Origin of the sequence: Georgenia sp. TF02-10, from assembly GCF_022759505.1 — a bacterium.
GTDB lineage: Bacteria > Actinomycetota > Actinomycetes > Actinomycetales > Actinomycetaceae > TF02-10.
On record NZ_CP094289.1, the window covers coordinates 959,558 to 973,243 of the forward strand.

Below are 13,686 nucleotides of genomic sequence, written 5' to 3' on the forward strand. Positions count from 1 at the left end.
CCCTATTCTCCCAAAGAGCGCGCCACCCGTCGGCGAGGCCATGCGCAGGGTGGTGAGCTATCTGGTGATGTCGATGTCTGTGGCGTTCTCTTGGCTCGGGCAGGTTTGTTCGAGCTGGAGGGTGGAGAAGTAGACGTCGAAGCGGTCCTGGAGCAGGGCGGTGGCCTGGTGCAGGACCCGGTCGCCGGTCGCAGGCAGGTCGGGCACGCGTAGGTGGGCGGAGAAGACGGTGCGCCCGGAGGTGATGGTCCAGGCGTGGACGTGGTGGACGTCGGCCACCCCATCCAGATCCCGCAGTTGTGCGGTCGCCTCGTGTACGTCGAGGTGCTCGGGGGTGCCTTGGAGCAGGACGCGCATCGCCGAGCGCAGGATGGTCCAAGATGCCCACAGCAGCACCAGCCCGAAGGCCATCCCCAACAGGGGATCGATCGCCAGGAACCCGGTCAACTGGATCACCACCGCGGAGACGATAATGATGAGGCTGCCGACGAAGGTCTGCAGGATATGCCAGAACGCGCCCTTGAGGTTCAGGTTGGTCTTCTGGCGTTGGTAGAGCAACCAGAAGGCGATCAGTTCGGTGACGATGCCGCCCGCGGCCACCCAGAGCATCACCGTGGTGGGCAGCTCGATCGGGTCGGCCAGGCGCATCGCCCCCATCCAGAACACGTATCCGGCCATGACGACCAGGAAGACCCCGTTGAACAGCGCCCCGAGAATCTCCGCGCGTCCCCATCCGAACGTCTCTCTGCCGGTGGCCGGACGCTGGCTGAGGCGTTGGGCGACCAGTGCGATGAGCACGCCACCGACGGCCGAGAAGGTGTGGAACGCATCGGAGAGCACGGCCACCGACCCCGACCACAGCCCCACGATCAGCTCGATGACGAAGTACACCCCGGTCAATGCCCCGGAGATCCGCAACGCGCGGCGATCTCCGTGGGCGGGGACGTGCCCGCCTGCGGCGTGGTCATTACTCATGCATTCTCCTGCTCGTCACTCATGCATTCTCCTGCTCGTCGGGACCGGGGTGTCCTGTGGTCAGCGGGCCTCGACGCTGGCCATCATGCCGGCGTCCTCATGGTCGAGGATGTGGCAGTGGTAGACGCTGCGCCCCGGGTGGCGGGCGAAGTCGACCAGGACCCGCACCTGGCCTTGGGCCGGGACGTTGACGACATCGCGCCGGGCCGGCTCGTTGACCGGTTGCCCGCCGCTCTCGATGAGCTGCATCGGCCACACGTGCAGGTGGAAGGGGTGGTCCATGGTGGTGGGGTTGGCGATCACCCACTCTTCGACTGTCCCGGCGCTCACCTGCTGGTCGATCCGGTCGGCGTCGAAGGCGCGACCGTCGAACCCGAGATCCATCATGTCCCGGCCGGGGCCCATCATCGACCCCATGGTCATCGTGAACGCGATCTCCCGCTGCCGGGCGACGGGCTTCTCGCGCAGATCCGGAACCGCCGGACGGTCAGGCACCGGGCCCGGGGCAGCGGCCTCATCGCCGCTGACAGTCAGCGTGGCCAAGGTGCCGGGCCCGGACAGGCCGCGGCCCCCCATCATTCCCATCCCGCCGCGGTCGTGACCCCGGTTGCGCAGCTCTAGCCCGGATAGATCAAAAGCTCACTCCAGGCGGTAGGGGAACTTGTTGCCGCGGATGAAGCCTTCGAACGCGGTCCTGGTCTGGTCGAAGGTGGCGCGCTGGATGTTGCTTATGCTGGTTTTTGCTTCGCCCCAGACGTGCTCGATCGGGTTGTGGTCGGGTGCGTAGGGCGGCATGTGGATCAGGTGGATGCGTTCGAGGAGATTGCCTGGTCCGAGGTGGGCCCGCAGGGCTTTGGAGCGGTGCCAGGCGGCGTTGTCCCACACGATCACGATCTTCTTCTTCGGGTGGGCGGCCGTGAACGCGGTGAGGGCCTCGATGATGGTGTCGCTGTTCTGCCAGTCCAGGCGCCGCAGGTCCACCTTCCCGTCGTCCTGGTGGAGGAACCCGATGTAGCTCTGGGCCTGGCGCTGGCGGTCGACCTCGATGCGGGTGGTGGTTCCGGCCATCTGCCAGGCCCGGCGCAGGATGGCCTCGTGCTCGATGCGGACCTCGTCCGCGGCCACCACGATGGTGTCCGGGTCGGCCAGGTGCGGGGCGATCTCCTGGTGGATCTCGGCCATCCGCTTGGCGATGGTGGCCTCGTCGCCGCGTCGCTTGTCCACCGCTTCGGGCTTGTGGAAGGTCATCCCGGCCATGTGCAGGAGGAAGTGGTAGGAGCTGTCGGACTCGTAGACCACCTCGAAGTGGTTGTGCAGCCAGGACGCCAGGTTCGGTACGTCCCAGAACTGCGCGGGCAGTCCCTGCTCCGAGGGTGGGGAGGCCAGGATCTGGGCTACCTGGGCGCGCTGGTCGGCGGTGAGCTTGGAGGCGTTCAGGTTCTCGGCGTGACCGGTGTGCACCGACGCCAGACGCATCTTCTGCCAGTCCCTCACCCAGGCCCGTACCGTCGAAGGCCTGCGGTCGACAAACCTGGCGACCGTGCCGATGTCGACGTTCTCGTGCAGCAGCATCAGCGCTTCTGCCTTGAGCCGCATCAGCTTGTACGGCGCTTGCTCCTTGTACTTCATCAGGATGGACCACTCGGTACCGTCCAGCTCGATCAACGTCATGCACCAATAGTAGTAATCAGACGTCCAATCCTGGGGAGGCGCGCCGCGACACGCCCACAACCTTTCGCAGATCTCGCATGGGGCGACACGCCTCAGCCGTTCGTAGCTCTCGCCCCGGGTCAGGAATCAGTTCTTGTCTTATGGCCGCTATCGCTGGTGCCGGCGCGCATGCTCACCAGCAGGTCCGCGCGGTTGCCCGGCGCCAAGAGCACGTCGGTCACCTCCCGCGGGGCCGGTTCGCGGCCGCTGTCGATACCGAGCAGCTCCAGACGCTGTCCGGGCAGGTTCAGGCGTAGGTAGCGGGAGGTGCACGCGTTGATCACGCGCCAGCGTTCCCGCTGCCCGGGACGCGCCGACAGCTGCGGCCGGTGTTGGCCGTTGACCAGCACCAGCTCCCCTTCGCGGCCCATCATCACCTCCGGGCCCGAGACCGAGGCGACCTGCCCGTCCGCAGTCAGCGAGAGGTCCGAGACGACCAACACCCGGTCCCGGCTGACCGGCACCTGATCGCCCTCGACGATCAGGGCACCGTACAAGCCGCCGAACAGCTGATCGGCGACCGTGCCGTGCCGGTGCGGGTGATACCAGAACACCCCGGGCGGGTGGTCCGCGGGCAGATCGAAGCGGTAGTCGAAGACCTGGCCGGGTTCGATGGACAGGAACGGGTTGTCCCCGTTGTCCTGCGGGGAGACCTCCAGTCCGTGGGTGTGCAGGTTGGTCGGGATGTCCAGCTCGTTACGCAGCCGCACCTCGATGCGATCCCCGGGCCGGACCAGCCAGGTCTGGCCCGGCACCGTGCCGTTGTAGGTCAGCACTCGGGCCCGCCGCCCAGCGACGGTCGACTCCTGGCGGGCGGCGACCAGTTCGACCCGCAGCACCCCGCCCCAGCTGCGCAGCACCTCCGGCTCCACCAGGGACCCTCCGCCGCCCCCGATCGAGCTGGAGCGCGGGGCTAGCCAGGGCAAGCCGCTCCACGACAACCCCACCCCACCGACCAGGACGCCGAAGCCGCCGAGCATGCCGAGCCGGAGCGCCTCCCGCCGAGTGATGGGCCTCACGCCTCAGGCCTCCCCGGCTCGTCCAGGCGCCGGCGGCGCTCGTCGTACTCGGTGTCATCGATCTCCCCACGGGCGTATCGCTCGTCGAGCACCTCCCGGGCCCGACTCCGCCCTGATCTGTGCACCTCGTCGGACCGCCGATCGCGACCGCTCAGCAGCCGGACCAGGACCACCATCAGCACGACCAGGCCCACGACAAACAGCGCCAGGAAAAGCCAGCCCCAGACCATGCCCCACCCGCCCATGTGGCCCCAGTTCCAACCCATACCTCACCTCCATCACTCAGTGCCCGCTCCGGACCGGGATCACAGGATGCACCGGGGGATTGGTCGTCCCCTCGATCCCAGTGGACATCGGTGACATCCGACATGTGCGGAGAACCTCCCGATCGAGTCAAGCAGATCGGCCCGCCGAGGCCCCGCCCCGCCCGTCGATCTTCATCGAATCTTCAACGCTCGACCACACTGAGGTCGGTGGGCCTGCCACAGAATGCGTTGTTTGAAACGACCCGTGATCCTCCTTGCCGCGTTCGCCTTGGTGCTCGCCGGATGTTCCACCACCCCCGACGCGAGCCCGACGGCCAGCCCCCCAGCCAACACCGCCGCGCAGGCCGACTTTCTCGCGGCGCACGACCTCGATGGCATGGACGGGCAGCAGATCGTCGACCACCTCGACCGGATGCCCGTGGCCGAGCGGCCGACTGACCTCATGGCATCCGTGCGCGCGGACCAGCTTGTCCTCGCCGATGTTGAGCAGGAGGTCATGGTCCCGCTGGCAGAGGACCGGTTTTATCTATCCGTGGCGCCCTACGTCGATCAGACCCACGAGTGCTACTACCACTCTCTGACCACGTGTCGCGGCGAGCTGGCCAACGAGGACATCGGCGTGCGCATCGTCGACGAGACCGGCGAGGTCCTCGTCGATGAGCAGGCCACCACGTTTGACAACGGCTTCGTCGGGTTCTGGCTTCCGCGCGAGGTCGACGGCACCATCGAGGTCACCTATGACGGGCGCACCGGCCAGAGCCCGTTCTCAACTCGCGAGGACGGGGCGACCTGTTTGACCACACTCCGGATTGACGCCTGAGTATGAGACGCACCTCGGTCAGCGGGGACGGGCACCGCAGAGCCCGCGCCGGCAGACGCCGATTTCACCATCCTGATGGACCCCCGTTTTTCATGGAACCTTCATCGATTCACCGGCGTATCACCCATCGTGACGCCGTAGCGTCAGAAGGACCCTGCGGCGCCCGGTCCGCTCCGGCGTCGCACCCAATCACATGAGGGAGCAAGCCATGAAGACCGCCGAGATGATGAACACCTACCCGGCCGCGATCAACCTCGACCGAGACCTGCTCGCCCGCACCGTCGACGCACTCGTGGCGTGCGCCCAGGCATGTACGGCCTGCGCCGATGCCTGCCTGAGCGAGGAGATGGTGGCCGACCTGCGCAAGTGCATCCGCACTAACCTCGACTGCGCTGACATCTGCGCCACCACCGCCCGAGTCCTGTCCCGGCATACCGGCTACGACGCCAACCTCACCTGCGCCCAACTCCAGGCCTGCGCCCAGGCCTGCAAGTCCTGCGGCGACGAGTGCGAGCAGCACGCCGGCCACCACGAACACTGCCGCATCTGCGCCGAAGCGTGTCGGGCCTGCGAACAAGCCTGCAACGAACTCCTCGCCGCCATCGGGTAACCCGTCACCGCCGACCGCTCGCCACCTCACATCAAACGTGGGGAAGGCCAGCGTCAGCGGGCGGGCGGCCCAATGGCGTCCAAGGTACCGACGCCGTCTGCGCTTCCTGGCCACAACGGCATGATCGGAGGAGGCTGCAGCCGACAGGTCGAGCTTGAACCTTGGCGCGAGTCAACGCATCTCAGGTTGCGCGGCAGGCGCAGGTTCCCGACCAGGCCAGACCGCTTGCTAGGCCGTGTTGCTAAATGTGGGTGTGGAGCCTTCGGGTGATTCTTGAGTCGTGTCGCGAGATGTCATCATGGACGAGGTCTGGGAGCTGATCCGGGACGTGTTCCCGCCGGCGAGGACACGGGGCCGTCCTCCGGTGGATCGGCGCACAGTGGTCGAGGCGACCGCGTGGCGGTTCCGCACGGGATCGGCGTGGCGAGACCTCCCCGATCGGTTCGGGAGCTGGAACACGATCTACAAGAACTTCCGCCGGTGGGCGAGCGACGGCGTCTGGGAGGACCTGCTCACCCACGTGCAGAAGCGGGCGTCGCTCGCTGGCGAGATCGACTGGGTCGTGTCGGTGGATTCCTCGATCGCGCGTGTCCATCAGCATGGCGCGACCTTGCCCCGGGTCACAGGGGGATCCGTCGAACTACAAGACGTCCGGGCCAGAGCCTCCTGACCACGCGATCGGCCGGTCACGGGGTGGTTTGACGACGAAGATCCATCTCGTCTGCGATGGGAAGGCCCGGGCGCTGGCGTTCGTCCTCACTGGCGGGCAGGTCGCAGACACGAGCATGTTCACCTGCGTACTCGACGAGATCCACATCCCCGGCCGAGGGCCCGCGCGCACGAGACCGGACCGGGTGCTCGCGGACAAGGGCTACCCGTCGAAGAAGAACCGGGCCTGGCTGCGCGAGCGCGGCGTCAAGGCCACGATCCCCGAACGCGACGACCAGATCGCGCACCGTCGCAAGCGGCCGGGCCGTCCGATCGACTTCGGCGATGACCAACGGGAGCGCTACAAGGGCCGCAACGTCGTCGAGCGGTGCTTCAACTTCGTGAAGCAGTGGCGCGGACTCGCTTCCCGCTACGACAAGACCGCCCGGTCATACGCGGCAGGGATCTGCCTCTCCGCCGCTCTGCAATGGATTTAGCAACACGTCCTAGCCGGTTGGAACAACTGTGCTCGGGCTGCGAGGGCACCAGTGTGCTGCTTGGCCCACCAATTACCGTCGCGCCCTTGGGATCGGGGCTGAGGTTGAGTTCACCCACGCCCGTAGCCGCAGCTGGAGGCATACCTCGCCGATCATCCATCCGGCAGCCGCAACAGCCAGCAAGGGCTTCATCGGGGGACCTTCACGCTGCCGTTCGCCCAGCCGCTGGACACGGCCATCTACAACGCCCTCTTACTCCCGCGCCGGGCTTGAACCGGTCCCTTCCTAGTCCCGTCCCGACGTCTAGGCCTCCCAGCAGTGGAAAGGATCACATCCAATGAACTTCGATCCACTAGCTGGACCGGTGCCGCATCTGGACCGGGATGCCGCATGAGGGTCGGTGCGGAGGCCGGGTGAGCCACGCTACGCGTTGTCCCCGCCCGTGTCGGAGCCGGGGGCGCCCGACCCCTGGGTGTTGTCGCCGTCCTGCACGACCCACTGCGTCACCTCGGGGAGGTCTTGGCCGTGCTTGCGGGTGTACTGGCGGGCCCGTACACGGGTGTCGAGCATCTCTTGACGCAGCGACGACTCCCGCTCTGCCAGACCCGGCACCCGGTCGATGACGTCGATGACCAGTCGGTAGCGGTCCAGGTCGTTGAGCATGAGCATGTCGAACGGTGTGGTGGTGGTGCCCTTCTCCTTGAAGCCGCGCACGTGGATGTTGTGGTGGTTGGTGCGCCGGTAGGTTAGCTGGTGTACCAGTGACGGGTAGCCGTGGAACGCGAAGATTACTGGCCGGTCGGCGGTGAACAGGGCATCGAAGTCGCGGTGGCTCAGGCCGTGCGGGTGCTCCCGCTCGTCCTGCAGCCGCATGAGGTCCACGACGTTGACCACCCGCACCCTCAGCTCCGGCAGCCGCTCGCGCAGCAGCCTGGCCGCGGCGATCGCTTCCATCGTGGGGACGTCACCGGCGCACCCGAGCACGACATCAGGTTTGCTGCCCGGCTCCTCAGAGCCGGCCCAGTTCCAGATACCGATGCCGCGGGTACAGTGCAGCACGGCCTCCTCCATCGTCAGCCATTGCGGCCCGGGCTGCTTGCCGGCGACTACGACGTTGACATAGTTGCGCGTGCGCAGCACGTGGTCGAACGTCGACAGCAGCGTGTTGGCGTCCGGGGGCAGGTAGATGCGGGTGACGTCGGCGGTCTTGTTCATCACCACGTCAAGGAAGCCCGGGTCCTGATGGGAGAACCCGTTGTGGTCCTGGCGCCACACGTGGGAAGACAGCAGATAGTTCAGCGAGGGCACTGGTACCCGCCAGGGAATGTCCCGGCTGGAGTCGAGCCACTTTGCGTGCTGGTTGAACATCGAGTCGATGATGTGGATGAACGCCTCGTAGCTGTTGAGCAGCCCGTGACGGCCCGTGAGCAGGTAGCCCTCCAGCCAGCCCTGCACCTGGTGCTCCGATAGAAACTCCATCACCCGACCTGTGCGGGACAGGTCGACGTCGGTGTCAAGCAGTTCTGCTTGCCAGGCCTTGCGACCCGCTTCTACCGCGGCGCCGAGCCGGTTGGAGTGGGTCTCGTCGGGTCCGAAGACCCGGAAGGTCTGCCGGTTCCGGTCCACGACGTCGGCCACCCAGCCACCGAGTACGCGTGTTGCCTCCGCGGTGGCGCCACCCGGTCCTGGGACGTCGACGCCGTAGTCACGGAAGTCCGGCAGGTCCAGGTCGCGGGTGAGTAAACCACCGTTGGCGTGCGGGTTGGCGCTCATTCGCCGCGTGCCGACCGGGTTGTTCTGCGCGACGAGGTCCATGATCCGCCCCTCGGGACCGAAGAGCTCCTTCGGGCGGTAGCTGCGCATCCAGCTCTCCAGCAGGCGGGTGTACTCCTCGTTGCCGCGGACGGCAGACATTGGGACCTGGTGGCTGCGCCAGCTGCCTTCGACCGGCAGTCCGTCGACCTCCTGCGGCCCTGTCCAGCCCTTCGGGGTGCGGAAGACGATCATCGGCCACCGCGGCCGCTCGGTGAGGCGGCCGTCGGCGGCGCGAGTACGGATGTCCACAACCTCGTCAAGCACTTGGGCGAGCAGACCGGCGAACCGCCGGTGCGTCTTGATGATGTCCTCGCCGTCGAAGCCGCCCTCGAAGAAGTATGGCTGGTGGCCGTACCCGAGTAGCAGCGACTCCAGTTCCTGGCGCGGGATTCGGTCGAAGATGGTGGGGTTTGCGATCTTGTAGCCGTTGAGGTGCAGGATCGGTAGGACCGTTCCGTCTGCCTGCGGGTCGAGGAACTTGTTACTGTGCCACGCCGTCGCCAGCGGCGCGGTCTCGGCCTCGCCGTCGCCGATTACGGCTACTGCGATCAGGTCGGGGTTGTCGAATGCAGCGCCGTACGCGTGAGACAGCACGTAGCCGAGTTCGCCGCCCTCGTGAATCGATCCGGGTGTCTCGGGCGCGACATGGCTGGGTATGCCTCCCGGGAAGGAGAACTGCCGGCACAGCGCGTCGACACCGCGGGCGTCGGTGCCGACGTGGGAGTAGACCTCCGAGTAGGTGCCCTCCAGCCAGGAGGCGGCTACGAGTGACGGGCCGCCGTGGCCGGGTCCACTCAGGTAGATAATGTCCAGGTCGCGCTGGATGATCTGGTGGTTGAGGTGGGCATACAGGAAGTTCTGCCCCGGGGAGGTTCCCCAGTGCCCGAGCAGCCGGGGCTTGATGTCCTCTTCCGCCAGTGGACGCTTCAGCAACGCGTTGCTCATTAGGTAGATCTGTCCGACCGCGAGGTAGTTCGCTGCCCGCCACCACGCATCGATTGCCGCGCCGTCGTCGGCCGTAAGCAGGTAGTCGGTGGCCTTGTCCTCGGCAGCGCTCCGGGCCACCCGCGCGTCATGAGTCATACCTCCACCATGCCAGTCCCCGCCCGACGGAGTCATCGACCTTCGCCCAGACGTCGCTAAAGGAACATCGTTCCGTCATATGCGGTCCTCAGCTCAAGCCGTGGCGTCGTCGGTCACCGCCTGGCAGCCGGACCACCAGGGAGCCGATGGACACGTCACCTGAGGAGCGACCGTGCAGCATCTATCCCAGTTGTGCAACAGGGCGCGAGCGCCGTGACCACACCCCAAGTAGCCGTAGCGACGGCGCGAAGAGTGGTCAGCACGAGTACTCCTAAAGGGAAGCGCTCGTGCCGTGGGACGATGCACTCCCCGAGAGACCCAAAAATGGGCGCGCACATGCGCCGTCGAGATGTGAATCAATCAGCTGGTCTCCCTGGAGGTGATGGACCCGGGGAACGCGCGCGACTGTCGAAGCCGGAGCGCGCTTTACTGGTACGCGATTGGTACGACACTGGGCCAAGCTCGTGAGCGCGACGGCCGGCTTCTCAGCCACCGGATCTCGCCCTGCTCCCATCCATGAGCAACGGAGTCGCCCCTTGGCCGCACGCGAGGAAGCTTCGCTTCGATCCTGTCTCCGAGTCTCCACGCGTCTTGCAGGTCGAGGTTTGTCAACCAAAGTTGACGGAGCGTTCGCGCGGTCAACGCCCGCTCACCTGACCGTCGAAAGGCGGTGGCGTGGTGACGGTCTCGATGCGCGTGATGTCGGCCGGGGACGGCTACATGTACCTGCTGCGCACCGTCGCGGCCGCAGACGGCGACCGCGCTCTTTCAACACCGCTGACCAGGTACTACGTGGAGGCGGGGACACCGCCGGGCCAGTGGCTCGGCTCTGGCGTCGCCGCGCTCGGCAAGGGGCAGCTCGCGGTCGGGGATCGGGTGTCGGAGGCCCAGCTCCAGCTCTTGGTCGGGATGGGGCGTGACCCGATCACCGGCGACCCGCTCGGGCATGCGTTCCCGGCCTACAAGTCGGTGCCGGAGCGGATCGAGGCTCGGATCGCCGACCTCGACCCGAGCCTGAGTCCGGGTGCCAAGGGCGAGGCGGTCGCGCGGATCGAGGTCGAGGAGACCGAACGTGGGAAGCGGCGGGCGGTGGCGGGGTTCGACTTCACCTTCTCGGTTCCGAAGTCGGCCTCGGCGTTGTGGGCGGTCGCGGATGCCGGGACGCAGGCGTTGATTGGTGAGGCGCATCATGCGGCGGTTGCGGAGGTGGTTGCGTTCATGGAGCGGGAGGTTGCAGCCACCCGGTCGGGTGCAACTGCCGGTGACGGTGCGGTTGCGCAGGTCGATGTGACCGGGTTGGTGGCGACGGCGTTCGATCACTTCGATTCCCGCGCCGGCGACCCCCATCTGCACACGCACGTCGTCATCTCCAACAAGGTGCAGACCGCGTTCGACGGCAAGTGGCGGAGCTTGGATGGCCGTCCGATGCACGCCGCCGTGGTGGCGCTCTCGGAGCTGCACGAGGCGGTGTTCGCTGATCACATGACCCGCACTTTCGGCGTTGAGTGGGAGGCCCGCGATATGGGCCGGGACCGGAACCCGGCTTGGGCGATTAGCAGCGTGCCGGAGGAGTTGGTCCGGGAGTTCTCCACCCGTGCCAGGTACATCGACGCCGAGAAGGACCGGCTGATCGCCGAGTACGTCGCCCGGCATGGCCGCCAACCCTCCACGGCCACGATCATCAAGCTCCGCGCCCAAGCCACCCTCGCCACACGCCCGGAGAAGGAGGTGCGGTCGATGGCTGACCTGACTGCCGAGTGGCGCACCCGCGCCACCGGGGTACTCGGCCACGACGCCACCACCTGGGCACGTGGGGTGATGGACAACGACAAGCCGCTGCTGCTGCGAGCCGATGACGTGCCCTTGGACGCGATTGGCGAACTCGGCCAGACCGTGGTCGAGATGGTGGGCGAGAAGCGCTCCACTTGGCGCAGGTGGAACCTGATGGCCGAGGCGTCCCGGCAGACGATGGGCTGGCGCTTCGCCACCATGCACGACCGCGAAGCGGTCGTGGGGATGATCGCCGACGCCGCCGAGCAAGCCTCGCTGCGGTTGACGCCGCCCGACCTCGCCACCAGCCCGGTCGCGTTCCGGCGGGCGGACGGCACCAGCGTGTTCCTGCCCAAGCACTCCACCGTGTTCTCCTCCGAGCTGCTGCTCGCGGCCGAGGACCGGCTACTCGACCGCTCTCGCACCCTGACCGCTCCCACCGTGCCGCTGGCGACGGTCGAGAACGTCACCACTAAGCCTGATCGTGAAGGGCGGATGCTCGGTGAGGATCAGGCCGACGCACTCATGAAGATCGCGGTCTCTGGCCGGATGCTCGATGTGCTGGTGGGCCCGGCGGGCGCCGGGAAGACCACTGCCATGAACGCGCTGCGCAGGGCGTGGGAGAAGGAACACGGCGCCGGGTCCGTGGTCGGGCTGGCACCGTCCGCCGTGGCGGCGCAGGTCCTCGCTGACGACCTGGGGATTGCGACGGAGAACACAGCGAAGTGGTGGCAGAACCACCTCGTCCACGGAACTGACTTCCAGGCGGGTCAGCTCGTCATTATCGATGAAGCCTCCCTCGCTGGAACCCTCTCGTTGGATCGCATCACCCAGCTCGCCGAACGAGCCGGCGCGAAGGTGTTGCTGGTCGGCGACTACGCCCAGCTCCAGTCGGTGGATGCTGGCGGCGCGTTCGGGCTCCTCGTCGGTGACCGGGATGATGTACCCGAGCTGGTCGACGTGCACCGGTTCATCCACGAGTGGGAGAAGTCCGCGTCCCTCGCCCTGCGGCACGGCCGTACGCAGGTGATCGACACCTACCTCGACCATGACCGCATCCGCGACGGCGACGGCGACGCGATGACCGATGCCGCCTACACCGCGTGGCGCGCGGACCGGAACCAAGGTTTGGTGTCGGTGCTGGTCGCCGAGACCCGCGAGGACGTGACCGGCCTCAACACCCGCGCCCGCGCCGATCTGATTCTCGACGGCGCGTTGAAGCCTGGTCGGGAGGTCGAGCTGAACGACGGGACCACGGCGGGGGCTGGGGACACGATCATCACCCGCCGTAACGACCGCCGACTGCGCAACGGCAAGGACTGGGTGCGCAACGGTGACACGTGGACCATCACCGGCGTCCGTGACGACGGCTCGGTCACGATCCGCAAGGCCGGCCGCAGGTTCGGCGGCTCCATCGTCCTGCCCGCCGCCTATGTGGCCGATCACGTCGATCTGGGTTATGCGGTCACGGCGCACAGGGCGCAAGGCGTCACTGTCGACACCGCGCATGTGCTGGTGGAGCCGACCACGACGAGGGAGAACTTCTACGTCGCGATGACCCGCGGCAAGCAGGCCAACAACGCCTACGTGATCCTCGACCGGGCCGACGAGCACGCCGAGCCACATCCGGGCGACAACCCCGACGCCACTGGCCGATCCGTCCTGTTCGGGGTGCTTCAACACACCGGTGCTGAGCTGTCCGCGCACGAGACCATCACCGCAGAACAGGAGCACTGGGGCTCGATCGCCCAGCTCGCCGCCGAGTACGAGACGATTGCTGCCGCAGCCCAACGAGACCGCTGGGCCACCCTCATCCGTGCCTCTGGTCTGACTGCCGAGCAAGCCGACACCGCGATCGAGTCCGAGGCGTTCGGGGCACTCACCTCCGAGCTCCGCCGAGCCGAGGCCAACCACCACAACCTCGACACCTTGTTCCCTCGGCTGGTCGCGGCGCGCGGGTTTGCCGATGCCGACGACATCGCCTCCGTCCTGCACTACCGAGTGGCTCGTGCCACTGCCCGCCCGGCTGGCTCGGGTCGCACCCGTAAGGCACCACGAATGATCGCAGGGCTGATCCCATCCGCGGACGGCCCGATGACCGACGATATGCGCCAGGCGCTTGATGAGCGGCGCGAGCTGATCGAAGCCCGTGCCGACGCGGTGCTCGACACCGCACGCCAGGCTGGCGAGCCCTGGACGGAACCGCTCGGTGAGCCACCCCGTGATCCGCGCAAGGAAGCGGCGTGGCGACGGCACGCCCACACCGTCGCGGCCTACCGCGACCGGTACGGCATCACCGATGACTCGCCCCTCGGCCCGGAACCGGAGAACGCGGCGCAGAAGATCGACGCGGCTCGCGCAAGAAGCGCACTCGCACGGGTAAATGAAGCCGCCCGCCGATCCGCGGCCGTCACCGAGCGTCGCTCGATCGAGCGAATTTCTCCCGGGCGGAGCCTGTGATCTGAGCCCGAGG

Annotated in this window: 9 protein-coding genes and 1 pseudogene; 4 read left to right on the forward strand and 6 right to left on the reverse strand. The window is 67.2% G+C overall.

All coding sequences use genetic code 11. The features are described from left to right. Positions 1-57: 57 nt before the first annotated feature. From MF406_RS04335 to MF406_RS04355, 5 genes are all read right to left on the reverse strand, one after another. Complete coding sequence (locus tag MF406_RS04335; protein ID WP_119076083.1) at positions 58-975, reverse strand: cation diffusion facilitator family transporter; 918 nt, start codon at positions 973-975, stop codon at positions 58-60. Between the two features lie 60 nt (positions 976-1,035). Then, on the reverse strand, positions 1,036-1,470 hold the full coding sequence (locus MF406_RS04340; protein ID WP_242896774.1) for a multicopper oxidase domain-containing protein: 435 nt from the start codon (positions 1,468-1,470) through the stop codon (positions 1,036-1,038). Between the two features lie 144 nt (positions 1,471-1,614). Beyond that, positions 1,615-2,646, reverse strand: coding sequence for an IS630 family transposase (locus MF406_RS04345; protein ID WP_242892207.1), 1,032 nt, complete (start codon positions 2,644-2,646; stop codon positions 1,615-1,617). 119 nt (positions 2,647-2,765) lie between these two features. Beyond that, complete coding sequence (locus MF406_RS04350) at positions 2,766-3,557, reverse strand: multicopper oxidase family protein (protein ID WP_242896775.1); 792 nt, start codon at positions 3,555-3,557, stop codon at positions 2,766-2,768. A gap of 143 nt (positions 3,558-3,700) precedes the next feature. Continuing rightward, positions 3,701-3,970, reverse strand: coding sequence for an SHOCT domain-containing protein (locus MF406_RS04355; protein ID WP_094452552.1), 270 nt, complete (start codon positions 3,968-3,970; stop codon positions 3,701-3,703). A gap of 244 nt (positions 3,971-4,214) precedes the next feature. On the opposite strand from MF406_RS04355, the gene MF406_RS04360 reads away from it, so the two are divergent. The 3 genes and pseudogenes from MF406_RS04360 to MF406_RS04370 all read left to right on the forward strand — a co-directional run bounded on the left by MF406_RS04360 (position 4,215) and on the right by MF406_RS04370 (position 6,545). Beyond that, positions 4,215-4,790, forward strand: coding sequence for a CueP family metal-binding protein (locus MF406_RS04360; protein ID WP_242896776.1), 576 nt, complete (start codon positions 4,215-4,217; stop codon positions 4,788-4,790). Positions 4,791-4,998: 208 nt separating this feature from the next. Beyond that, positions 4,999-5,400: a four-helix bundle copper-binding protein gene (locus MF406_RS04365; RefSeq protein ID WP_242896777.1), complete on the forward strand. Its 402-nt coding sequence runs from the start codon at positions 4,999-5,001 to the stop codon at positions 5,398-5,400. 298 nt (positions 5,401-5,698) lie between these two features. After that, a pseudogene (locus tag MF406_RS04370) lies at positions 5,699-6,545 on the forward strand (IS5 family transposase). A gap of 423 nt (positions 6,546-6,968) precedes the next feature. Here the strand turns inward: MF406_RS04370 and MF406_RS04375 are convergent. Continuing rightward, positions 6,969-9,443 (reverse strand): phosphoketolase, encoded by a 2,475-nt coding sequence (locus tag MF406_RS04375; RefSeq protein WP_242896778.1) that lies wholly within the window; start codon positions 9,441-9,443, stop codon positions 6,969-6,971. A gap of 690 nt (positions 9,444-10,133) precedes the next feature. On the opposite strand from MF406_RS04375, the gene mobF reads away from it, so the two are divergent. Next, positions 10,134-13,673 (forward strand): MobF family relaxase, encoded by a 3,540-nt coding sequence (gene mobF / locus MF406_RS04380; RefSeq protein ID WP_242897678.1) that lies wholly within the window; start codon positions 10,134-10,136, stop codon positions 13,671-13,673. The last annotated feature ends 13 nt before the right edge of the window (positions 13,674-13,686 follow it).

Bases quoted from the DNA above. Each gene is read 5' to 3' on its own strand.
- mobF (WP_242897678.1), top strand. From the start codon at position 10,134: ATGCGCGTGATGTCGGCCGGGGACGGCTACATGTACCTGCTGCGCACC.
- MF406_RS04365 (WP_242896777.1), top strand. From the start codon at position 4,999: ATGAAGACCGCCGAGATGATGAACACCTACCCGGCCGCGATCAACCTC.
- MF406_RS04355 (WP_094452552.1), bottom strand. From the start codon at position 3,970: ATGGGTTGGAACTGGGGCCACATGGGCGGGTGGGGCATGGTCTGGGGC.
- MF406_RS04335 (WP_119076083.1), bottom strand. From the start codon at position 975: ATGAGTAATGACCACGCCGCAGGCGGGCACGTCCCCGCCCACGGAGAT.
- MF406_RS04375 (WP_242896778.1), bottom strand. From the start codon at position 9,443: ATGACTCATGACGCGCGGGTGGCCCGGAGCGCTGCCGAGGACAAGGCC.
- MF406_RS04345 (WP_242892207.1), bottom strand. From the start codon at position 2,646: ATGACGTTGATCGAGCTGGACGGTACCGAGTGGTCCATCCTGATGAAG.